We start from the raw sequence: 21,477 nt of genomic DNA, 5'->3' as shown, positions 1-21,477 counted from the left end.
GAAGATCTGCAATCTTGAGAACGACGACTCGTATCCTACGGTTCCAGGTGCCCTCGAGTCGATGCCCGAGCGCCCTCCGGTGACGCACTGCACAGCGTCCGCACGGCGGCCCTGAGGCCGATGTCAGGGCTGGTCGGGCGAGGGATCCGCGGACTGCGACGACGCCGCATGCTGATCGGAGGCCGCGCGCGCCACGACCACGGTGCGGGAACGCGCCTGCACGGCCGCGTGCCGCGCCGCCGCCTGCCCCACGCCCCAGGCCGCAGCGATGGATCGTGCGCGCGCCGGAGCGGTCCGGACCTTCCACTCCGCGCGTCGTGCACGGAGGTCCTCTCGACGCTCCAGCGCCATGCGCACGCGGCGCGAGACGGCGAGCCGACGCACCACCTTCGGGTCGACCGTCCCCACGACCACCGCGGCCACCGCCGTGAGCAGCAGCGACACGAGGGGCAGCATGCGCAGGCCGAAGGAGGCGAGGGCGAGCCCGCCCAGCAGCGGGCCGATCGCGGCCCCGGAGTTGGACGTCATCATGAACGTGCTGGCTCCCAGGTCGGTGCGCCACGGCGTGTGCCGCATCGCCCAGTTCAGCAGCGCCGCGACGAGGACGGCCCAGCCGGCCGCCTGCGCCACCTGGCCCGTCGCTGCGCCCCAGGGGGTGCCGGTGGCCAGCAGGATCCAGGCGAGCGCGACGCCCACGATCCCCAGGCCCACGCTGTGCACGGCGCGTCGGGCCAGCAGGGGCCCGACGGCGAGCGTCGCGCCGACGCCCACGATCCCGCCGAGCGCGAAGAGGATCGGCACCGCCGAGGTGGGCACGTGCGCCACCTCGGTGTAGAACGAGGCGATGTAGGTCCATGTGGCTGACATCGAGACCTGTGCCAGGAACGCGACGCTCAGCACCCGCAGGAAGTCCCGATGCGACGGCACGTCGCCCCTGGTGTGCGAGGTCGGCGCGGGATCCGGGCCGCTCGGCTCGGCCGGCTCGTGAGGCGCGCGACCGGGCAGTGCGAGCGCGAGCGCCGCCACGAGCAGGAGGCCCACCGCCGTGAAACCCCAGTACGGTGCCTGCCATCCGAGACGTGTTCCCGCGACGGTGACGAGCGGCGTGCCGACGACGCCTGCCGCCGCGCCGCCCACCATGATCCGGGTGACCGTCATCGCCCGCAGGTGCGGCGCGAAGAGGCTCGCGGCAGTGGGCGCGACGAGTCCCCAGAACAGCGCGTGCGCGGCGCCCGACACCACCCGGCCCGCGGCGAGCTGCGCGAAGGAACCTGCGCTCGCGGCGATGCCCACTCCGAGCGTCCACACCCCGAGCGTGGCCGTGAGCGTGGTGCGCGCGGACAGCCGCGCGGTGAGGAGCGTGAGAGGGACGGCTGAGGCGACCACGGTGAGGGCGAACGCGGTGGCGAGCATGCCGACCTGCGCCACCGGGATGCCGAGGCCGGTGGAGATCGACGTGCTCAGCGCCACGATCGATGCCTCGTTCGCGCCGGTGGCGAAGGCGCCGGCGGCCAGCACTCCGAGCGCCAGGCGGGCACGTCGGGGTGACAGCGTCAGCGTGCTGAGCGGCCGGACCTGGGGCTCAGGCTCGTCGACGACCACGGCCTCGGCTCCCCCCGCGAGGGGGATGGTGACGGTCGTCGGCTCCGCCTCGTGGACGGCCGACGGGTCGAGGTGCGAGGGCACGGCGCGGTCAAGGAGGCCATCGAGCGCGGGAAGCTCGAGGGTGCGTGTGGTGGAGGACAAGGGCGAGGACGTCCAATGCGGGTCGCGGGGCAAGGGCGGACGCCGTGCCCGCGAGCGGCGGGGCGGCGTGTGAAGGGCTGCGCCGCCCGGCGGGATCGCGTGGATCCTGGTCCTCAAGGAACCAGCGTCTCCAGCGTAATGTTCCCCGGTGGGCGATGTCGACGGTCCGTGTCGCGCGTCACAGCGCCCGAGCCTGCGGCGACCGCCACGGCGCGCGGGCTACACTGAACCCACCAGCGTCGACCCGGCCATCACCGGCGAGCTTGCGGAAGAAACCCGGCCACCAGCGTCGGGCGGTAGAACCGCACGGGCAGCCCGTCACAGCGTCCGTCCCGTGACAGCGGGGCATGAGCGGCCGCGATCCGCCTGCGAGGCAGGGGAGAGCGGCAAGCGAGGTGGTACCGCGCGTGCCCCCGGCCGAGCCGGAGGCGAGCGTCCTCGCAGGAGCCAGACGCCAGCGTCCGGCCCCGAGTCGACGCACCACCCGCAGCAGAAGGACACCCGCGCATGAGCGACGCCCGCTATCCGCTTCACCGGCCCACCGCCGAGGTCCCCGCCTCGCCGAGCTTCCCCTCCATGGAGGAGGACGTGCTCGCGTACTGGAAGGCCGACGGGACGTTCCAGGCGTCGATCGACAACCGCGCGGAGGCTGAGGAGTTCGTCTTCTACGACGGCCCGCCGTTCGCGAACGGGCTCCCGCACTACGGTCACCTGCTCACCGGCTACGTCAAGGACGTGGTGCCGCGCTTCGAGACGATGCGCGGCAGGAAGGTCGAGCGCCGCTTCGGCTGGGACACCCATGGGCTTCCCGCCGAGCTCGAGGCGGAGCGCATCCTCGGGATCACTGACAAGTCGCAGATCGAGGAGATGGGCATCGCCGCCTTCAACGAGGCGTGCAGGACGTCGGTGCTGAAGTACACGAAGGAGTGGGAGGAGTACGTCACCCGCCAGGCCCGCTGGGTTGACTTCGAGAACGACTACAAGACGCTCGACGTGACCTTCATGGAGTCCGTGATCTGGGCCTTCAAGTCGCTGTACGACAAGGGCCTCGCATACGAGGGCTTCCGCGTGCTGCCCTACTGCTGGCGCGACGAGACCCCGCTGTCCAACCACGAGCTCCGCATGGACGACGACGTGTACGCGATGCGTCAGGACCCGGCGCTCACCGTGACCCTGCCGCTCGTGGACGGTCCCGGCGACCTCGCGGGCGCCGAGCTCGTCGTCTGGACCACCACGCCGTGGACGCTTCCGAGCAACCTGGCCGCGGCCGTCGGCCCCGACATCGACTACGTCGTCGTCCGCCCCGCCGAGGGCGCGTTCGCGGGCCGCAAGCTGATCTTCGCCGCCTCGCGCGTGGGTGCCTACGCCCGCGAGCTGGGCGAGGCCTACGAGACGCTGGCCACCGTCAAGGGCGCCGACATCGACGGGCTCCAGTACACGCCGCCGTTCCCGCACTTCGCGGGGAACGAGAACGCGCACCGCGCCTGGACAGCCGACTTCGTCTCCACCGAGGACGGCACCGGTCTGGTGCACATGGCCCCTTACGGCGAGGACGACCTCGCGCTGCTGAACGCCAAGGGCGTGCATCCCGTCGAGACGGTCGACGCGAAGGGCCGCTTCACGGCGTTGGTCCCCGAATACCAGGGCGTGCAGGTCTTCGAGGCGAACAAGCAGATCATCGCCGACCTCAAGGAGGCCGGCGTCGTGGTCCGCCACGAGACGTACGACCACAGCTACCCGCACTGCTGGCGCTGCCGCAACCCGCTGATCTACAAGCCCGTGAGCTCGTGGTTCATCCGCGTCACCGACTTCCGCGACCGCATGGTGAGCCTCAACGAGCAGATCACGTGGGTGCCGGAGCACATCAAGCACGGCCAGTTCGGCAAGTGGCTCGAGGGCGCGCGCGACTGGTCCGTCAGCCGCAACCGCTACTTCGGCACGCCCATCCCCGTGTGGATCTCCGACGACCCGGCGCACCCGCGCATCGACGTGTACGGCTCGCTCTCCGAGCTCGAGGCGGACTTCGGACGCCTGCCGCTCGACGAGAAGGGCGAGCCGAACCTGCACCGTCCGTACATCGACGACCTCACGCGTCCGAACCCTGACGACCCGTCGGGCAAGGCGACCATGCGTCGCATCCCGGACGTGCTCGACGTGTGGTTCGACTCCGGGTCGATGCCGTTCGCGCAGGTCCACTACCCGTTCGAGAACCGCGAGTGGTTCGACAGCCACAACCCCGCGGACTTCATCGTCGAGTACATCGGCCAGACGCGCGGCTGGTTCTACGTGATGCACACGCTCGCGTCGGCGCTCTTCGAGCGGCCCGCGTTCACCACCTGCATCTCTCACGGCATCGTCCTGGGCGACGACGGCACCAAGATGTCCAAGTCGCGCCGCAACTACCCGGACGTGAACGAGGTCTTCCACCGCGACGGCTCCGACGCCATGCGCTGGTTCCTCATGGCCTCGCCCATCCTGCGCGGCGGCAACCTGATCGTCACCGAGCAGGGCATCCGTGAGGGCGTGCGACAGGTGATGCTGCCCCTGTGGTCCACGTACTACTTCTTCACGCTCTACGCGGGCGCCGCGAACGGCGGCAAGGGCGTGCTCGGCACGGCCATGGACGACGCGAGGGTAGCCTCGCTGCCCGTCATGGACCGGTACGTGCTCGCCAAGACGGCCGAGCTTGTGGACACCGTCACCGCGCAGATGGACGAGTTCGACGTGCCCGGCGCGTCCGACGCGCTGTCCCAGTACATGGACCTGCTGACCAACTGGTACGTCCGCACCCAGCGCGACCGCTTCTGGGACGAGGACCAGGACGCGTTCGACACCCTGTACACGGTGCTCGAATCCGTCTCGCGACTCGCGGCTCCGCTGCTGCCCCTCACCACCGAGGAGGTCTGGCGCGGGCTCACAGGCGAGCGCTCGGTGCACCTCACCGACTATCCGGTCGCACCCGCCGCCTGGCACGACGACAGTCTCGGCAGCGTCATGGACCAGGTGCGCGAGGTCGTCTCCTCGGCGCACGCGCTGCGCAAGAGGGAGCAGATCCGCGTGCGCCAGCCTCTCCCGCTGCTCGAGGTGGCCGTCGCGGACCCGGCAGCGCTGGAGGCGTACGCCACCCTCATCGCCTCCGAGCTCAACGTCAAGGCCGTCTCGCTCGTGACGGAGGCGGCGTTCACCGAGGCGAACCCGGTGGAGCGTCGCCTCACGGTCAACGCCCGCGCCGCCGGACCGCGCATCGGCAAGCAGGTCCAGGAGGCCATCGAGGGATCCAAGACCGGCGACTGGTCCGAGGCGGACGGAGCCGTCACGTCGGGCGGCATCGTGCTCGCCGACGGCGAGTACGAGCTCGTCACCGTGATCGGCGGCGAAGGGGACGACGCGCCGGTCGCGTCGGTGCTGCCGGGCGGGGGCTTCGTGCTGCTCGACACGGCCCTCACCGCCGAGCTGGAGGCCGAGGGCTTCGCGCGCGACCTCATCCGCGCCATCCAGGACGAGCGCAAGGCCGCCGGCCTGAACGTGGGCGACCGCATCGTCCTCGCGCTCACCGTGCCCGCCGACAGGGTGAGCGCGGTCGAGACCTACCGCGAGCTCATCGCAGGCGAGGTGCTCGCCACCGAGGTGACGGTGACGGAGGGCGATCAGACCATCTCGGTGACGAAGGCCTGACATGAGCGACGCGCGTGGAGCGAAGGAGGGTCGCCCGGCCGACGCGCCGGGCGCCTTCCCCACGCTCGCGGACGCCGTCGGCGGCACTCCCATCGTCCGCCTGCAGCGCCTGGCGCCACCAGGCTCCACCGTGCTCGCCAAGCTCGAGGGCAACAACCCCGCGGGCTCGGTCAAGGATCGGCCCGCGTTCTCCATGATCGCCGCCGCCGAGCGGGACGGGCTGATCGCGCCAGGAGACCTGATCGTCGAGGCGACCAGCGGGAACACCGGCATCGCGCTCGCGGCCGCCGCGGCGGTGCTCGGCTACCGCTTCGTGCTCGTGATCCCCGAGGGGTCGTCGCAGGAGCGGCTGGACACGATGCGCGCGTACGGCGCAGACGTGGTGGAGACTCCGCGTGAGCAGGGCATGGAGCATGCCCGGGACGTGGCCGCGCAGATCGAGCGGGAGCGCGGTGCGGTGCGGCTCGACCAGTTCTCGAATCCCGCGAACCCGGCCGCTCACGAGCACGCCACGGCGCACGAGATCTGGGATCAGACCCGTGGTCTCGTCAGCCACGTGGTCTGCACCATGGGGACCACGGGCACCGTGACCGGCGTCTCCCGCGGGCTGGCCTCGATCGCGCCGCACGTGCAGGTCTACGGCGTCCAGCCGGCGCCGGGAGCGTCCATCCCCGGCATCCGCGCATGGCCCCAGGAGTACCTGCCGTCGATCTTCGACGCCACCCACCTGGCCGGGGTGCGCGAGGTCGCAGGCGAGCGTGCCGTCGAGACCGCCCGCGCGCTGGCAAGGAACGAGGGGCTGCTGCTCGGGCTGAGCGCCGGCGGCGCTGCCGCCGTCGCGATCGACCTGGCCGCCGAGAACCCGGGATCCGTGGTGCTGTTCGTGGCCCCCGACCGCGGCGACCGCTACCTGTCCACAGGAGTGTTCGGATGAGCGTCGGCCACCCCGGCGCGCCACGCACGCGGCAGGGGAGCCAGGCCGCACGACCAGAGGAGACCGCATGACCGTCCTGGTATCCGTCGAGGCGCTCGCAGCCGAGCTCGCAGACGAGAACCCTCCGCGCGTGCTCGACGTGCGGTGGGCGCTGGCGCAGCCCGACGGGCGTGACGAGTTCGCGGCGGGCCATGTGCCCGGCGCCGTCTACGTCGACCTCGAGACCGAGCTGTCCACCCACGGCGACCCGACCGAGGGGCGGCACCCGCTACCGACCCGGGAACGGCTCGAGCAGGCTGCACGCGCGTGGGGCGTGAACGACGACGACCGCGTCGTCGTCATGGACGGCGGACCTTCGTTCGGCGCCGCGCGCGCATGGTGGCTGCTGCGGCACGCCGACCTGGACGTCCGCATCCTCGACGGCGGCTACGCGGCCTGGGTCGCGGCCGGTCAGCCCGTGGAGGCGGGCGTCGTCACGCCGACGGCAGGCGCCGTCTCCCTCGGCTGGGGCGTCATGGGGGTCATCGACGCCGACGAGGCGGCGACCTACGACGGGCTGCTGCTGGACGCACGCGCGGGTGAGCGGTACCGGGGCGAGGTCGAGCCGATGGACCCCGTCGCGGGGCACATCCCCGGCGCGGTCAACGCGCCCACGAGCGAGAACTCCCAGCCTGACGGACGCTTCCTCCCGCCCGAGGCGTTGGCCGCCCGCTTCACGGGACTGGGTGCCCAGGCGGACACGACCGCCGTCTACTGCGGGTCGGGCGTCACCGCCGCGCACCAGATCGCGGCGATGGAGATCGCCGGGATCGCCGACGTGGCGCTGTACCCGGGCTCATGGTCCGCATGGTCGCACCAGGGCCGTCCCGTCGCCACAGGCCCGACCCCCTGAGGCGTCCCGCGCCGCCGCGCCGCGCCGGATGATCCTGAGGGCGACGTCCCGGGACCGTGCGGCATCGCGTGCCACCATGGGTGCACCAGAAGGGGGACGCCATGGGGAGCACGACGCACGAGGATCCAGTCGCCGAGCCGCGCGAGCGGGCCACGAGCGCGCAGGGGACATACGCGAGCCCTGCGCGCGTCGCATGGCTGCCCCGCTGGGAGGAGCGCATCCCCCGGGTCCCCCTGCCGATGGTGGTCGCGGGAGTCGGAGCGATCCTGGTGCTGCTGGGCCTCGCAGTCCGTTGACCCCGGCGCGCGTCCTCGCCGTGAGGGCGCGGTGCAGGCCGGTCAGGAACCTGCGGCCAGCATGAGGTCGATCGCCGCGCCGGTCAGGGCCTCGTCGACCTCGAGCCTGCGTCCGTCGAGGTGGTGCAACGGTCGCAGCAGGAACGCGGAGTCGGCGAGCCACAGCGCGTCCGCCCCCGCAAGCTCCTCGACCCGCACGTCGCGATACTCCGTGGACAGTCCCAGCGCCTCGAAGGCGTCGAACGCCGCGCGCTGCGCCGTGCCATGCAGCAGGCCGCCCTCGATCGACGGAGTGGTCACCACGTCTCCTCGACGCATGACCACGGTGGACCGCGGCGCCTCGAGCACGAATCCGTCGGTCGTGGTGAACACGACCTCCTCCACGCCCTGGGCCGCCGCATGGCGCAGCGCGGCCATGTTGACGGAGTAGGACAGCGTCTTCGCCCCGACCGTGAGCCACGGCGCCACCGCGCCGATCCCCAGCGGGTACCCGCGGGTCAGCGTGAGGGCGGACGTGCCGCGCCTGCGCGCCTCGGTGGGGTCGGGGAACTCGTAGGCGAGCGCAAACCCCAGCGGTCGGCCGGGCGCGACGGCAGCCGCAGCCTCCTCTCCGCGGGTGTACACGATCTTGCACAGCGCGGTGACCGGCACGTGGTCCACGCCGGCCAGCAGTGCGTCGACAGCCTGGGAGATCGCGTCCCTGAACACGGCGAGGTCCGGCGCGGGCAGGTCCATCAGGCGCGCCGACTGGGCGAGACGCTCCAGATGAGGCTCGAGGTCGTGCATCCTGCCGTGGTGGATCCCGACGGACTCGAAGATCCCGTCACCGCGGGTGAGGCCCAGGTCCGTCGCGCCCGCCAGCGGGGTGGTGGGATCGATGAGCCGGGACGGCGAGGCGGGCATGCCGAGCGCGGGGGATCCGCACAGGACGAGCGTGCGCATGGGGGCTCCCTTCGTCACCGCCACGCTAGCGGGACGACGGCGGGAGCGACACCCCGTGTGCGCGTGGGCGGCGCCGTGGGCGCGCTCTCACCGTGACGTCGGCCGGGAGGCCTGCAGGGGGCGTGACGGTCGCCCGCAGCGCCTCGAGAACCCGCTCAAGAAGAGGTATGTACCAGGCACTTCATGTCGGCATCGGATGTCGCCGAAAATTCATGTGTGGAATGGTCACGAGCACCCATTCCCGTGCCTCAGAATTGCTCGGTGACCACCGCAGGTTTCCCCCAGATCAGCCTCGCTGAGGCTGAGCGAGAGATCGACTCGCACATCTTCGCCCGCCACCCCGAGGCCGACCACGAGGCCAAGCTCCTACGCGTCTCCGAGGCGCTCGGGATGCTCGGCGATCCGCAGCGCTCGCTGCGCATCGTGCACGTCACGGGCACCAACGGGAAGACCTCCACCAGCCGCATGATCGAGTCCCTGCTGCGCGCCTCCGGGCAGCGCACGGGCCTCTACACGTCGCCCCACCTCACCACGCTGCGCGAGCGCATCCAGATCGACGGACGCCCGCTCCCGCAGGAGGACCTGATCCGCCTGTGGCAGCGCGTCGCACCCGCCATCCACGCGGTCGACGCGGCGTCGCTGCAGCGCGGCGGCCCCCGCATGAGCTTCTTCGAGGTTCTCACCGTGCTCGGCTTCACCGCGTATGCCGACGCCGCCGTCGACGTGGCAGTGATCGAGGTCGGCATCGGCGGACGCCGCGACGCCACGAACGTGGGGGACGGAAGGATCGCCGTCCTCACCCCGATGGCGCTGGACCACGACGGCTACTTCACCGGCGGCCTGCCGGGCGTCGCATCCGAGAAGTCCGGGATCATCAAGCCCGGCGCCACCGTCGTGTCCGCCCTCCAGAGGGATGAGGCCGCTGAGATCATCACGGCCGCAGCTGCGGACCGCGGGGCGTCCATCTTCTGGGAGGGCGCGCACATGAGCATCGAGGCGCGTCGCGTCGCTCCAGGCGGACAGATCGTCACGCTGCGCACCGCCGCAGCCACCTACGAGGACGTGCTCGTGCCGCTGCATGGCGACTTCCAGGCGCAGAACGCGCTCACCGCGCTCGCCGCGGTCGAGGTCGCGCTCGGTGACGGCGTGCCGCGCTCGCTCGACCCCGAGGTGGTGGCGCGCGGCTTCGCGGCGGCGACCTCGCCTGGACGGCTCGAGGTCATCGCAGCCGACCCGATCGTCATCGGCGACGCCGCGCACAATCCGCACGGCATCGAGGCGCTGGCGCGCTCGCTCCACGAGGCCTTCGGGCTTACGAAGGTGGTCGGCGTGGTCGCGGTGCTCGGCGACAAGGACTACGTGGGCATCCTCGAGGGCCTCGCGCCGATCCTGGACCACGCGGTCGTCACCCGCACGGAGTCGCACCGTGCGCTCCCGGTGGACGTGCTCGTGGAGCACGCGCGGCGCGCGATGGGCGAGGAGCGCGTCAGCGCGGCGCCCGACGTCGCCACCGCGCTCGCTGAGGCGCGTGCTCTCGCTGCGGCGCATGGAGAGAACGCCGGCGTGCTCGTCGCCGGATCCATCACGCTCGTCGGCCAGGCACGGCGCGAGCTCGCCGCGCAGGCGATGGCGCCGGTCACCGAGGCCACCCTGTCCACCGCGCAGCGTCGCCACAGCGACGAGGCGGCGGACGGCGGCGCCTCAGAGCCTCAGCCCGCGTAGCCGTCGGCTCGCGTCACGGCGTGACGATCACCCCTGGCAGGCACCCTGCGTCGCCGCGGTCGCCAGCCCGGCGTGGAACGATGTTCCGCTCGCCGAGGTCACCCAGACACAGAAGTCGCTCAGGCCGCTGCCGGTGACGCCGCCTGGAGTGACGCCGTCGGAGACCGGCCCTACCTCCCAGGTGGTCGTGGAGTCCGTCAGAACGTAGTTGCCGCCCACCACGCTCAAATGCGGCACCGACCCGCTGGGGTACTCGGTGAAGTAGGCCTCCACCTGTGTGGCGATGGTCTGCACGTCGGCGCTCGCGGCCGTGTCGGAGGCCTTGTCCACTTGATCGCCGTAGCCGGGGACGCCGCTGCCGGCCCCGTCGTCGGTGGTGCCGTCCGCAAGGGAGCCGAGCTTCGCGAACGCCAGCAGCCCGCCCCCGATCAGCACGGCGAGAAGTCCGACGACGATGCCGAGCGTCACCGCGCGCGGCACTCCCTTGCGGACCGGCGTCGGTGCGGGAAGCGAGGCGCTGCTCGGGTCCCAGATTGAGGCGCCCCAAGGCGCGGTGGGCTCCTGCGTCTGCCACGGCTCCACGACAGCGCTCGGCGTGCCTGGCGCGAGGGCCGGCTGCTTCGCGACAGACGGGTCCTGTCCCGTGGGCACGAGATCGGGGGCGTGCCCCACCGGGCCGAGCGGCTCGGGCTCGAAGCCCTCCTCAGGCAGGAACGTGTCACCTGCGCCGACCGCTGGGGCGGCAGCGTGCTCCGGGCCGGCCTCCGACATCGGCGACGCGCTGGAAGGTGCCTGCGCCGCGTGCGCGCCCGTCTCAGGCCGCGCCGCCGGCTCGGGCGGTGTCAGCGGCGTGGTGTGCTCCGTCCACTGCGTGCCGTCCCACCAGCGGGCGGTCCCGGGCGTCGTCGGGTCCGCATACCAGCCAGCGGCGGGCGTCGTCGGGTCCATGGCTTGCCTCCCATGCCGTGCGAAACGGGCGGCGCCAGCGTACGCCCACGCCCCGTCGTCCACCATCCATGGGACACTGGTGCGCATGACGGACCTGGACCTCGGCGGCCTGTCGCTGGACGAAGCCGAACGTGAGATCTACGCCCACATCCTCTCCCGCAACCCTGAGCACGACTTCGAGCCGACGCTCGATCGTGTGAAGGCGGCGTGCGAGGCCCTGGGCGACCCCCAGCGCATATTCCGGGTGGTGCACGTGACCGGCACCAACGGCAAGACGTCCACCGCGCGCATGGCCGAGTCCCTGATCCGGGAGCACGGGCTGCGCACGGGGCTCTTCACGTCGCCGCACCTGACGTCGGTGAGGGAGCGGATCCAGATCGACGGCGAACCGATCGCGCAGGACGCGTTCGTGCGCCTGTGGCAGGACGTCGCCCCGATCATCCACCTGGTCGACGCACGCTCCCAGCAGGAGGGCGGCCCCCGCCTCAGCTTCTTCGAGGTGCTCGCGGTCCTCGCGTACGCGGCCTTCGCCGACGCCCCGGTCGACGTGGCCGTGGTCGAGGTCGGCATGGGCGGCACCTGGGACGCGACGAACGTGGCCGACGCCGACGTGGCCGTGATCGGACCGGTCGCGATGGACCATTCGGAGTGGTTGGGCGACACGCTCGCGGACATCGCCGCCGAGAAGGCAGGGATCATCAAGCCTGGCAGCGTGGCCGTGATCGCCGAGCAGGCCGAACCGGTGGTCCCGGTGCTGCGGCACGCGGTGGCCGACGTGGGCGTGAGCGCCCTGTGGGAGGGGGAGCAGATCGAGGTGGTCGACCGTCAGCCCGGCGTCGGTGGACAGCTCGTCACGCTCCGCACCCCTGCGGCCACCTACGCCGAGCTGTTCGTGCCGCTCTACGGCGCGCACCAGGCGGGGAACGCCCTGCTGGCCCTCGCGGCGGTGGAGTCGCTGCTGGCCGACGGTGGGGAGCCTCGGGCGCTCGACGGCGCCGTCGTCGAGGCCGGTTTCGCCGCGGTGTCCTCTCCCGGACGCCTCGAGGCCGTGCGCACCTCGCCCATGATCCTCGTCGACGCCGCGCACAACCCGCACGGCATCGACGCGCTGGTCGACGCGCTTGAGGAGTCGTTCCATTTCGAGGCGCTCGTGGGAGTCGTCGGCATCCTGCGCGACAAGGACGCAGAGTCGATCCTCGCGGGGCTCGAGCCCGCGCTCGACCACGTCGTCATCACCGCGTCGTCGTCGCCGCGCGCCGTCCCTGCCGACGAGCTCGGGGAGATCGCGCGCGAGGTGTTCGGCGACGACCGCGTGACGGTCGAGCAGCGCGTGCCCGACGCGCTCGACGCCGCCGTGCAGCGCGCGGAGCGCGACCACGACATGGGAGCGGGCGTGCTCGTCGTCGGTTCCATCACGCTCGTCGCAGAGGCGCGGATCCTGCTCAGCGCCGACAAGCGGAAGGGGGCGGGCCAGGCCCGATGACCGAGACCCAGCCGCGGCGGCAGCGCCCCGCGACCCTCGTGTTCACCCAGGCGGTGCTCGCGCTGCAGGCGTTCGTCGCCCTCTTCGCGGCGCTCACGGCCTTCGGCCTCGCCAAGGGCGATGCGCTGAACGACCATTCGTACGCGTCGGTGATGGCCGTGGTGCTGGGCGGCTTCGTGCTGCTGGCGCTGCTCCTGGTCGCGGCCGGCGTGCAGCAGCGTCCCTGGGGCAGGTGGCTCGGCTGGGTGCTCCAGGCGCCCATGCTCATCGCCGGGATCGTGGTGCCCGCGATCGCGGCGATCGGCGCGGTGTTCCTGGTGCTGTGGATCATGGCGCTCAGCATCGGAGGCCGCATCGACCGGGAGCGTGCGGAGCGCGAGGTCGCCGCGTCGTCCTCGCGTGCCGGTGGTTCCGGCGAGGCGGAGGCCCCATGAGCGTGTCCCGACTGCTTTGGACCCTCGGCGGCCTGCTGGCCACCGGCGTGGTCGGGCTCAGCATGATGTTCTGGGCCCTCGAGCGCACCGTCCTGCTCACCTTCGCCGACGGATCAGGAAGCGAGCCTCCGGTGAGGATCTACGTGATCCTCTTCCTCGGCCTGTCGGCCACCAGCCTGTCGGGCTTCTACAGCCTGCTCCACTGGTCGCGGTTCCTGAGGGAGAACCCTGGAACGTCCCAGGCGCCGATCTGGCTGCTGGCCGTGGTCGGCGGGCTCGCCGCGTCGGCCCTGCTCACCGCGATCGCCACGCATGCCGCGTACATCAGGTCGCTCTCCGTGGTCCCAGTGGATCCCAACCAGGGGTACGTCGCCTTCCAGGTGGTGATGGGCGCGCTCATCGGCGCATGCACGGTGCTCGCGGCGGCCCGGTGGGCGCCCGGCTACAAGCACGCGCACGTGAACGCCTGACCTGGGTGCCCGTGCGGGGCCGGCGCAGCGCCCGGCTCAGATGACGACGACGGACGCGACCTCGTAGGACGCGAGGGCCTCGCGGCCCGGCAGGTCGCCGATCTCCATGAGGAAGCTGAAGCGCACGCTCGCAGCACCCGCCTTCTCCAGCATCTCCGCGACCGCGCGGGCGGTGCCGCCCGTCGCCAGGATGTCGTCGATCACGAGCACGTGCCTGCCCGCGATGCCGTTCGGGTTGATCACGAGCTCCGAGGCGCCGTACTCGATGGTCGCGTCGGCCTCCAGGAGCTCGCCCGGGAGCTTGCCCTTCTTGCGCACCATCGTCATGCCCACGCCGAGCGTCTGCGCCACCACGGGCGCGAAGATGAAGCCGCGCGCATCCACGCCGGCGACGATGTCCACCTGCGCGTCGCGAGGCGGCATGAGGTCGATGCACGCCTCCCGGAATCGCTCGGGGCTCGCGAGGATGGGTGCGATGTCGTAGAAGAGGATCCCCTCGATGGGGAAGTCGGGATACGTGTCGAAGTCCTCGAGCGTGATCATGGTGACCATCCTGGCACGTGGAGCGCAGACGGCTCGTGCGTGCCGCCGCGCCCGGTAGGGTCGTTCCCATGGAGCGCACACTGATCCTGGTCAAGCCCGACGGCGTCCACCGTGGCCTCTCCGGCGAGATCCTGCGTCGCATCGAGGCGAAGGGGTATCGGCTCGTCGCCGTCGAGCTGCGGCAGGCGACGCCCGAGATCCTCGGCAGGCACTATGAGGAGCACGCGGGCAAGCCGTTCTACGAGGCGCTCGTGGAGTTCATGCTCTCCGGCCCCACGCTCGCGATCGTCGCGGAGGGCCAGAGGGTGGTGGAGGGCTTCCGGTCCCTCGCCGGCGCGACGGACCCGACGGTCGCGGCGCCTGGCACCATCCGCGGCGACCTGGGACGCGACTGGGGCCTCAAGGTGATGCAGAACCTGGTGCATGGATCGGACTCGCTCGAGTCGGCCGCGCGCGAGATCGAGATCTGGTTCCCCGAGCTCTGACGCGGTCGCCTGTCCGGCGTTCTCACACGAATCCATCCGGAGCCCTTCCTCCGGCATGCCCTGCCAGGTATCCTGCGAGCACAGTCCCTCGGCGCCGGTCGTTGGGGCTCCGATGTCCCCGCATCGTGGCGCCGCCGCGCACCCCGAGAGGGGACTGCTGCACGACGCTGAGGGAGCGATGCCGTGAGGGATCTGATCGAAGACAACGTGGAGAGGGCGATCTTCGCCAGCCGGTGGCTGCTCGCGCCCATGTACCTGGGCCTCGCCGCTGCACTGCTCGGAGTGTCCATCAAGTTCATGATCGAGCTGTGGAAGATGGTGACCACCATCACCGTCTCCACCCCGACCGACGAGATCACGGTGGGCATCCTCACATTGATCGACATCGCGCTGCTGGGCAACCTGATCCTCATCGTGATCTTCGCGGGCTACGAGAACTTCGTCTCCAAGATCTCCGCGGCCGAGGACTCGGTGGACCGTCCCTCGTGGATGGGCCATGTGGACTTCTCCGGCCTGAAGATGAAGCTCATCGGCTCCCTGGTCGCGATCTCCGTGATCCTGCTCCTCAAGAACTTCGTCGACATCGCGGACGAGAAGGACGTCGACTACACCGCCATCGCGTGGCGGATCGGGCTCCATCTCACCTTCGTGATCTCCGGCGTCCTGTTCTCGGTGATGGACTACATGTCCGCCAAGCGTGACGTCCTGCTGGCCAGGGCGAACCAGGATCACCCGACATCCGTGAAGACCCAGTTCGTCGAGGTGCCCAGGCTCGAGGGCCCACCCGCCGACTGAGCAGGCGCTCAGTCCTGCAGCGTGCGATAGGCGCCCGCCGCGTACACCAGCGGCGCGGCATCGGGTCGGCGCGGGCCGAGCGCCGTGATGCGGGCGATCACCAGGGTGTGGTCGCCCGCCTCGATCTCGCTCTCGATCCTGCACTCGAACCAGGTGAGCGAGCCGTCGAGCACCGGCGCCCCGCCCGGAGACGGCGTCCAAGGGATCCCGGCCCACCGGTCGCCTCCCGACCGCGCGAACGTGCTCGACGTGGCCCGCTGATCGTCCGCGAGCACCGAGACCGCGATCCGATCCGCGGTGCGGATCAGGGGGAACGTGGTCGACGTCGCCATCACGCTCAACGCGATCAGGGGTGGCTCGAGCGACACCGAGAAGAAGCTCTGGCACGTGAACCCCGCCGGCCTGCCCTCGTGCATGCCGCTCACCACCGTGACGCCGGAGGCGAACAGACCGAGCGCGGCCTTGAGATCCGCGGGCGCGAGCACGGGCAGCGCCTCGTCCTCGGCACGGGTCGCTGCGGCGCCTTCCCTCGCCCTCGCGGACACGGCCTCCGGCTCGTGGTCGAACACATCGACCAGCACCCCGGCGATGTGCGCGGCGAGCACGTCGTCGCGAGGGCCCTGCGGGACGTCGTTCATGACCGGTCGAGGAACCAGCCGCCGACCATCTCCTGGCTGAACGGCACCGAGTAGGCCATGAGCGCCCCTGCCTGCGCGTCGCGCGCGATCCGCTGCACGGGGGACTTGGTGAGGTAGCCCCCTCCGCCGGCGACGCGCACCGCCAGTGCCGCGGCCTTCTTGGCCACCTCGTTGGCGAGCATCTTGGACGTGGTCGCCGCCCGCAGCCAGCCCTCGTCGCCCTGGTCGGCGAGCCACGCGGCACGCTCGGCGAGCGCCGCGGCGGCCTGCACCTCGGCCCACATCATGCCTGTCTCCATGCGCACCCACTGCGCCTCGGCGAGGGTGGACGAGGCACCGGGCTTCGCCTTCGTCGCGCCTGCGCGCAGCTGCAGCAGCGCGGCCTCGGCGATGCCGATCGAGATGAAGGCGAAGCCGACGGTGATGAGGTTCGCGTAGGTCGGCGCCGGGGGAGCGCAGGCACGGTCTTGCCGAAGCAGGGTGCCGTCGAACGCGACGCCGCGGGAGCGGGTGGCGCGCATGCCCATCGTCTCGTCGATCGGCGGGAAGGACACCGTGCCGTCGATCGTCACGCCGAAGAAGCCGGGCGCGCCGTCGACGCGGGCGTTGAGGAGCAGGTGCGTGGCGACCTCCGAGCCGGAGATGAACATCTTCCGGCCGGTGAACGACCAGTCGGCGCCTGCGGGCGTCGCATCGGTCTGCGACGTGAGGAACAGGTTGCCGCCGCCGGGCTCGGACAGGGCGTTCGCGAACCGCGCGCCCGCCTTCAGCTCCGCGGCGAAGAAGGCGCTCGACTCGGCGTTCGACATGGTGACGAGCGCGTGCGCGGCGCCCAGGTGCATCAGCCACAGGGTCGCGGCCGACGGGTGCGCCTGCGCCAGGCGACGCACGACGCCGACGAGAGTGGCATACGACAGCGCCTCGCCGCCGTGCTCGCGGGGCAGGAAGGCTGCGTCGAGGCCGGTCGCGTGGAGGCGCTGCAGGTGCTCGAGCGGGATCCGCGCGTCGACGTCGTCCTGTGCGACGGTCGCCGCCAGCTCGGGCGCGATCTCGTCGACGACGTCGATCCAGCGCTGCTCGTCGGCGGGGACGGAGGTGGGGCTGGGTGCGATCATGGGGGACTCCTTGGGTCGGGGATGAGCTCAGAGGTGCGAGGACGACGCGGCGTGGTCGTCCGGCAGCACGAGGTCGATGAACGCCTGCGCGCCGACGTCGACGAGGCCCAGCTCGGTGAGGCCGATCTCGGGGACCACGAACATGCCGACGAACGACAGGATGATGAACGGCGCGCGCATGGGGCAGCCGAGCGAAGCCGCGGCGGCGTGGGCGTCCAGCAGCGCGGCGTTCGTCTGCTCGAACGGCGCATCGCTCATGACGCCGCCGATCGGCAGCGGCACCGCCGCCAGGATCTCCCCGTCCGCGACTGCGACGAAGCCGCCGCCCATCGCGTCGAGCGCGTCGATCGCGTGGAGCATGTCCGCGTCGGTGGTGCCGACCACGGCGATGTTCATGTTCATGCAGTTCATGCTCACCGCGATGGCGCCACGTGTCAGCCCGAAGCCGCGCACGAACCCGATGCCGCGCTCGCCGCTCGCGTGGTGGCGGTCCATGATCGCGATCTTCAGCATGTCCTGCGCCGGGTCTGCCTGGATCGATCCGTCGATGACGGGCAGGGTGGCCGTGACGGCGCGCTTGAAGTAGCCGTGGTACAGCTCCATCGCGCGCACGTCGACCTCCGTGCGATCGTCGTCCACGTACGCCTCGAGGATCGCCGGGTCCCGCGATGCGGGCAGGTGCATCGTGTCGCGCGCCCAGTCGGGAAGCACGTCGTCGTTGCGGAACAGGCACTCGCCTTCGCGTGCGACGACGGTGCCCGAGCTGAGAACGTAGGAGGGACGCACGTCCGCAAGGTCAGGGATGACGAGCACGTCCGCCAGCCGCGACGGAGCGAGGACGCCCACGACCTGGTCCAGCCGGTAGTAGTGCGCGGGCTGCGTGGTGGCCATCCGGTACGCGAGCTGCGGGTCGACGCCCAGCCGGATCGCCTGCCGGACATGGTGGTCGATGTGACCCTCGCGGACCAGGTCGGTGACCTGCTTGTCGTCGGCGCAGAAGCACAGGCTCCTGAGCGCCGGTGCGACCTTGTCCAGGTCGGAGAAGATCGTGAGCGTGTTGTCGCTCAGCGATGAGCCCATCACCGTGATCATCGCGCCCAGCCTGGTGCGCTCGAGCACCTCGTCGATCGTGACGGAGTTGTGGTCGTCGCCCACCCCGGCGGCGAGGTAGCCCCACAGCGTCTCGTGGGTCTGCGCGGCGGTGTGGCCGGTGATGCGACGGCCGTTGACGAGCGCTTCGCGGTAGCGCGCGGTGGACACCTCGGAGTAGTCGAACGGGTTCGCCTCGCCGAGCGTCACCGCCGCGTCCTGCGCAAGCCGGGCGAGCACCGTGGACTCGGGCACCCGCTTTCCGCCGCGCTCCAGGGTGTCGGAGGCGGGTGCGGTGGGGGAGACCTGGTGCAGGATCCGCAGCGGCGTCGTGGTGTCGAGCATGAGGCCCAGCCCGTCCTCGCCCCAGATGTTGGCGGCGGCGTTCGGGTCGGTGAGCACCGTGGTCGTGCCGCGGGGGACGCTCACGCGGCCCAGCTCGCCGGGGGTGAGGTTCGTGTACTCGATGTGGAGGTGCGCGTCGATGAAGCCGGGCACCACGTGGCTGCCTGAGGCGTCGATCTCCTCTGCGGCGGTGGGGAAGTGTCCCCACGGCGTGAGGGCGGCGATGTGGCGGCCGGCGATCACCAGATCGCGTTCCAGCCATTCCTCCGTGCCGGGGGACTGCACCAGGCCGCCCCGGATGATGAGGTCGGCCTGCTCCTGCCCCGCGGCGACCGCGCGGAGGCGTGCCAGCTCGGGCGTCGTGGGATACAGGTCGTGCTTGAGGGTCATCGCAGCCCTTCCACCGTGGCGGCGAGCCTGCTCCGCATCTGGGCCTTGAGGTCCTCGGTGGCGAAGCTCGCGTCGATCGATCGTGCGGCGAAGCCTGCCATGTCGTCCAGTCCCCAGCCGTACTCGCGCGCCGCGGCCGTCCAGTCGTGGACGAGCGTGGTGCCCATGGGCTCGGGGTCGTCCGTGTTCAGCGTGACCTTGACCCCCGCGTCCATCAGGGCGCGGATCGGGTGGGTGTCCCAGCCGGAGTAGACGCCGAGCGTGAGGTTCGAGCGGGGGCAGATGCCGAGCGGGATGCCGTCTGCGACGAGCCGCTCCACGAGCAGCGGGTCCTCCACGGCGCGGACGCCATGGTCGATCCGTTCGGCCTGGAGCAGGTCGAGCGCGTCCCACACGCCCTCCGGGCCCGACGACTCGCCGGCATGCACCGTGCGGCGCAGCCCCGCCGCCTTGGCGAGCCGGAAGGCCTCCTCGAACTTGGTCCCGGTGCGGCCGGCGACCTTCTCGTCGCCGTCGACCGACAGCGCGATGACGCGCGAAGGGCGCGCGTCCACGAGGGACTCGACCACCTGGCGGGCGTCGGTGCTGGTCTGGCTGCGCAGCAGGGACCAGGCGATCCCCACGGAGCACAGCCCATCCTGCTCCGCCTCGTCGAAGCCGGCGGTGATGGCGTCCATCAGCGCCATCTCGCGGCCCAGCCAGGCGTGCCAGTGGGTGGGGTTGACGATGACGTCCGTGTACAGGACCCCCGATACCGATTGGCGCGCGGCGAAGGCGTACGCCACCCGGGCCGCCTGGTCCGCCGTGCGCACCAGGCCGCACTGCCAGTCGAGGAACCTCAGGAAGCCGCTGAGGCCGCCGGTGCCGACGCCCGCGCCGCCTCCCGTCGTCAGGTCCGGCATGGCGAACTCGTCGTGCGTGGACACGTCGAAGAGCGTGGCGGCCGGGCCCGGCAGGTGCTCGCCGTTGTCCTTCGCGAGCTTCAGGAGGTCGGCGAGCGCGATGCCTCCCTCGAGATGGACGTGCACCTCCGCCTTCGGAAGGGTGCGGATGAGCTCCTCGTCGATGCGGGGCGCGGTGCGGTGGGATGCGGTGGGGGCTGACATGGGCCCACCGTACCCCCGATGGGCCACTTGTTGACAAGCCGAGACCAAAGGTTTTTCACAGACGTAACCTGAGTGAAATTTACGCACAGTGACCGCGGGGAAGACGGCCTTTCGGAAGACTTCGCCGCCAACTGGTAGACAAGTGGCGGCGAGGGGGAGCGCGTGGCTCATGCCCACGGCGGGCGCGCGGTCCTCACCATCGAGTAGCTGACCAGCTGGGGGTCGTGGTACTCCATCGAGTGCAGCAGCCGCTTGCCGCTCGCGCCGATGCCCACGAACTCGAACGTCATGACCGGCTCGCCGACCTCGCGCTCGAACTGTGCCGCCAGCGTCTCGTCGAGGCGCGCCAGGCCGGGCGTCGTCACCTCCCACACCACGGCCTCGCCATGGATACGGGCGATCGCGTCGAAGATCGACTCGGCGGGGTCCACCTCGATCGCGCCGGGCAGGGGCAGCGAGTTGTGCGCGATCATCGCCACCTGGCCGTCGGCGCGCCAGCGCTTCCGCGCAGAGGCGATCAGCGTGTCGGTCGGCAGCTCCATCAGCGCCGCGATGTGCGACGGGATGGTGATCGTCTCTGAGGACAGCACGTCCACCTCCGCCCGGTAGCCCAGGCGGTTGAGCAGGTCGGTGTGCTCGAACTGCTCCTCGAGGCGCACGCTCATGCGCAACGCGATCGGGTCGACCGTGGTCACGGTGCCCTGGCGGCGTCGGACGATGCCTTGACGCTCGAGCCCCGCCATCGCGTTGCGCAGCTGCTGCCGTGTGCAGCCCAGCCGTGCGGTGAGCTCGAGCTCGCCCGGGAGCGGGGCGCGACTCGCGGCGGCCTCCCGCGCGTAGCGCAGCAGCTGCATCTGGATCGAGTCGACGCTCGGGGAGGAGAAGGGCAGGTAGGTCACGTGGTTGCTCGCAGTCGTCGTTCGGCTCAGGCTAGCGGCCCGGCCGCGGCGACGGAAGAGGTCGCGAAGTCCCAGGCGGGCACGCCCCGGGTCGCCTCGGTCGCGGTCCGGGTCATGCGCGGCGACGTCACCTCGTCGAGCACCAGCTCCACCACGTACTGCGCCTCGGCCTCCAGGACGTGGCCCGCGTACGCTGCGCCTGCCTGGGTGCGCACGCCGACGGCGACGTGGAGGTGCACCGACAGCTCGCCAGAGCCGTCCGTCACGACCGTGCCGGAACCGATCCCTTCGGCGAAGGTGACGTCCACGTGGTCCTGAAGCGGCTCGTCGGGGTCCGGACCAGGCGCGCCTGTGGTCGCGATCAGACGCACACGTCGGAACGCGCCGCTGCAGGTGACGATCACGCCTTGAGAGATGTCGTGCTCGCGGCAGGCGGCGGCGATCGAGGCGAGCACGTCGTCGCCAGGCTCGAGGGCCAGCGCGAGGCGCCTGCCGACGGTGAGGAGCGAGGTCCGCATGGCTATGTGGAT

General features: G+C 71.3%; 20 protein-coding genes. 10 read left to right on the top strand and 10 right to left on the bottom strand.

Annotation, left to right across the window (positions count from 1 at the left end):
* Positions 1-123: 123 nt before the first annotated feature.
* Positions 124-1,746 carry an MFS transporter gene (locus RN607_RS09085; RefSeq protein ID WP_313542039.1) on the bottom strand — a complete coding sequence of 541 codons (1,623 nt, stop codon included), beginning with the start codon at positions 1,744-1,746 and terminating at the stop codon, positions 124-126.
* Between the two features lie 507 nt (positions 1,747-2,253).
* Here RN607_RS09085 and ileS point away from each other — a divergent pair.
* From ileS to RN607_RS09065, 4 genes are all read left to right on the top strand, one after another.
* On the top strand, positions 2,254-5,421 hold the full coding sequence (gene ileS, locus RN607_RS09080) for an isoleucine--tRNA ligase (protein WP_313542037.1): 3,168 nt from the start codon (positions 2,254-2,256) through the stop codon (positions 5,419-5,421).
* A gap of 1 nt (position 5,422) precedes the next feature.
* Entirely contained in the window at positions 5,423-6,355 is a 933-nt protein-coding gene (locus RN607_RS09075; protein ID WP_313542036.1) for a pyridoxal-phosphate dependent enzyme, read from the top strand.
* Positions 6,356-6,422: 67 nt separating this feature from the next.
* On the top strand, positions 6,423-7,247 hold the full coding sequence (locus tag RN607_RS09070; protein ID WP_313542034.1) for a sulfurtransferase: 825 nt from the start codon (positions 6,423-6,425) through the stop codon (positions 7,245-7,247).
* Between the two features lie 101 nt (positions 7,248-7,348).
* Positions 7,349-7,543 (top strand): hypothetical protein, encoded by a 195-nt coding sequence (locus RN607_RS09065; protein WP_313542032.1) that lies wholly within the window; start codon positions 7,349-7,351, stop codon positions 7,541-7,543.
* Positions 7,544-7,585: 42 nt separating this feature from the next.
* On the opposite strand, the gene RN607_RS09060 is transcribed toward RN607_RS09065, so the two are convergent.
* A complete protein-coding gene (locus RN607_RS09060; protein ID WP_313496402.1) occupies positions 7,586-8,485 on the bottom strand; it encodes an aminotransferase class IV in 900 nt (299 codons plus the stop codon).
* 261 nt (positions 8,486-8,746) lie between these two features.
* On the opposite strand from RN607_RS09060, the gene RN607_RS09055 reads away from it, so the two are divergent.
* A complete protein-coding gene (locus RN607_RS09055; protein WP_313496400.1) occupies positions 8,747-10,207 on the top strand; it encodes a bifunctional folylpolyglutamate synthase/dihydrofolate synthase in 1,461 nt (486 codons plus the stop codon).
* Between the two features lie 27 nt (positions 10,208-10,234).
* Here RN607_RS09055 and RN607_RS09050 read toward each other — a convergent pair whose 3' ends face one another.
* On the bottom strand, positions 10,235-11,155 hold the full coding sequence (locus RN607_RS09050; protein WP_313542030.1) for a DUF2510 domain-containing protein: 921 nt from the start codon (positions 11,153-11,155) through the stop codon (positions 10,235-10,237).
* An 85-nt stretch (positions 11,156-11,240) separates the two neighbouring features.
* On the opposite strand from RN607_RS09050, the gene RN607_RS09045 reads away from it, so the two are divergent.
* The 3 genes from RN607_RS09045 to RN607_RS09035 are packed head-to-tail and all read left to right on the top strand — an operon-like array spanning position 11,241 to position 13,542.
* Positions 11,241-12,638: a bifunctional folylpolyglutamate synthase/dihydrofolate synthase gene (locus RN607_RS09045; protein ID WP_313542027.1), complete on the top strand. Its 1,398-nt coding sequence runs from the start codon at positions 11,241-11,243 to the stop codon at positions 12,636-12,638.
* A complete protein-coding gene (locus RN607_RS09040) occupies positions 12,635-13,072 on the top strand; it encodes a DUF4233 domain-containing protein (RefSeq protein ID WP_313542024.1) in 438 nt (145 codons plus the stop codon). Before RN607_RS09045 ends, RN607_RS09040 begins: the two co-directional genes overlap by 4 nt.
* The gene (locus RN607_RS09035) at positions 13,069-13,542 is read left to right on the top strand and encodes a hypothetical protein (RefSeq protein ID WP_313496393.1); all 474 of its coding nucleotides are present in this window, start codon (positions 13,069-13,071) and stop codon (positions 13,540-13,542) included. The genes RN607_RS09040 and RN607_RS09035 overlap by 4 nt, the downstream gene beginning before the upstream one ends.
* A 36-nt stretch (positions 13,543-13,578) precedes the next feature.
* Here RN607_RS09035 and RN607_RS09030 read toward each other — a convergent pair whose 3' ends face one another.
* Positions 13,579-14,085, bottom strand: a complete 507-nt coding sequence (locus tag RN607_RS09030; RefSeq protein ID WP_313496391.1) for an adenine phosphoribosyltransferase — start codon at positions 14,083-14,085, stop codon at positions 13,579-13,581.
* 68 nt (positions 14,086-14,153) lie between these two features.
* Here RN607_RS09030 and ndk point away from each other — a divergent pair, with 68 nt between their 5' ends.
* Together ndk and RN607_RS09020 are read left to right on the top strand one after the other, a co-directional pair.
* Positions 14,154-14,570, top strand: coding sequence for a nucleoside-diphosphate kinase (gene ndk / locus RN607_RS09025; protein WP_313496389.1), 417 nt, complete (start codon positions 14,154-14,156; stop codon positions 14,568-14,570).
* A 183-nt stretch (positions 14,571-14,753) separates the two neighbouring features.
* The gene (locus RN607_RS09020; RefSeq protein WP_313496388.1) at positions 14,754-15,365 is read left to right on the top strand and encodes a TIGR00645 family protein; all 612 of its coding nucleotides are present in this window, start codon (positions 14,754-14,756) and stop codon (positions 15,363-15,365) included.
* Between the two features lie 8 nt (positions 15,366-15,373).
* Here the strand turns inward: RN607_RS09020 and RN607_RS09015 are convergent, their stop codons facing one another.
* The 6 genes from RN607_RS09015 to RN607_RS08990 form a co-directional block, all read right to left on the bottom strand.
* Positions 15,374-16,003 carry a flavin reductase family protein gene (locus RN607_RS09015; protein WP_313542021.1) on the bottom strand — a complete coding sequence of 210 codons (630 nt, stop codon included), beginning with the start codon at positions 16,001-16,003 and terminating at the stop codon, positions 15,374-15,376.
* Positions 16,000-17,118: an acyl-CoA dehydrogenase family protein gene (locus RN607_RS09010; RefSeq protein WP_313542018.1), complete on the bottom strand. Its 1,119-nt coding sequence runs from the start codon at positions 17,116-17,118 to the stop codon at positions 16,000-16,002. Before RN607_RS09010 ends, RN607_RS09015 begins: the two co-directional genes overlap by 4 nt.
* Positions 17,119-17,145: 27 nt before the next feature.
* Entirely contained in the window at positions 17,146-18,942 is a 1,797-nt protein-coding gene (locus RN607_RS09005; RefSeq protein WP_313542016.1) for an adenine deaminase C-terminal domain-containing protein, read from the bottom strand.
* Positions 18,939-20,048, bottom strand: a complete 1,110-nt coding sequence (gene add / locus RN607_RS09000) for an adenosine deaminase (protein WP_313542014.1) — start codon at positions 20,046-20,048, stop codon at positions 18,939-18,941. Before add ends, RN607_RS09005 begins: the two co-directional genes overlap by 4 nt.
* 167 nt (positions 20,049-20,215) lie before the next feature.
* Positions 20,216-20,947: a GntR family transcriptional regulator gene (locus RN607_RS08995; RefSeq protein WP_313496381.1), complete on the bottom strand. Its 732-nt coding sequence runs from the start codon at positions 20,945-20,947 to the stop codon at positions 20,216-20,218.
* A gap of 26 nt (positions 20,948-20,973) precedes the next feature.
* Positions 20,974-21,465, bottom strand: a complete 492-nt coding sequence (locus tag RN607_RS08990; protein ID WP_313496380.1) for a PPC domain-containing DNA-binding protein — start codon at positions 21,463-21,465, stop codon at positions 20,974-20,976.
* Between the last annotated feature and the right edge of the window lie 12 nt (positions 21,466-21,477).

Source organism: Demequina capsici (genome assembly GCF_032102965.1).
GTDB lineage: Bacteria > Actinomycetota > Actinomycetes > Actinomycetales > Demequinaceae > Demequina > Demequina capsici.
This window is presented reverse-complemented; position numbering and strand designations above follow the sequence as displayed.

Bases quoted from the DNA above. Each gene is read 5' to 3' on its own strand.
- ileS (WP_313542037.1), top strand. From the start codon at position 2,254: ATGAGCGACGCCCGCTATCCGCTTCACCGGCCCACCGCCGAGGTCCCC.
- RN607_RS09075 (WP_313542036.1), top strand. From the start codon at position 5,423: ATGAGCGACGCGCGTGGAGCGAAGGAGGGTCGCCCGGCCGACGCGCCG.
- RN607_RS09070 (WP_313542034.1), top strand. From the start codon at position 6,423: ATGACCGTCCTGGTATCCGTCGAGGCGCTCGCAGCCGAGCTCGCAGAC.
- RN607_RS09065 (WP_313542032.1), top strand. From the start codon at position 7,349: ATGGGGAGCACGACGCACGAGGATCCAGTCGCCGAGCCGCGCGAGCGG.
- RN607_RS09060 (WP_313496402.1), bottom strand. From the start codon at position 8,485: ATGCGCACGCTCGTCCTGTGCGGATCCCCCGCGCTCGGCATGCCCGCC.
- RN607_RS09050 (WP_313542030.1), bottom strand. From the start codon at position 11,155: ATGGACCCGACGACGCCCGCCGCTGGCTGGTATGCGGACCCGACGACG.
- RN607_RS09045 (WP_313542027.1), top strand. From the start codon at position 11,241: ATGACGGACCTGGACCTCGGCGGCCTGTCGCTGGACGAAGCCGAACGT.
- RN607_RS09040 (WP_313542024.1), top strand. From the start codon at position 12,635: ATGACCGAGACCCAGCCGCGGCGGCAGCGCCCCGCGACCCTCGTGTTC.
- RN607_RS09035 (WP_313496393.1), top strand. From the start codon at position 13,069: ATGAGCGTGTCCCGACTGCTTTGGACCCTCGGCGGCCTGCTGGCCACC.
- RN607_RS09030 (WP_313496391.1), bottom strand. From the start codon at position 14,085: ATGATCACGCTCGAGGACTTCGACACGTATCCCGACTTCCCCATCGAG.
- ndk (WP_313496389.1), top strand. From the start codon at position 14,154: ATGGAGCGCACACTGATCCTGGTCAAGCCCGACGGCGTCCACCGTGGC.
- RN607_RS09015 (WP_313542021.1), bottom strand. From the start codon at position 16,003: ATGAACGACGTCCCGCAGGGCCCTCGCGACGACGTGCTCGCCGCGCAC.
- RN607_RS09010 (WP_313542018.1), bottom strand. From the start codon at position 17,118: ATGATCGCACCCAGCCCCACCTCCGTCCCCGCCGACGAGCAGCGCTGG.
- RN607_RS09005 (WP_313542016.1), bottom strand. From the start codon at position 18,942: ATGACCCTCAAGCACGACCTGTATCCCACGACGCCCGAGCTGGCACGC.
- add (WP_313542014.1), bottom strand. From the start codon at position 20,048: ATGTCAGCCCCCACCGCATCCCACCGCACCGCGCCCCGCATCGACGAG.
- RN607_RS08990 (WP_313496380.1), bottom strand. From the start codon at position 21,465: ATGCGGACCTCGCTCCTCACCGTCGGCAGGCGCCTCGCGCTGGCCCTC.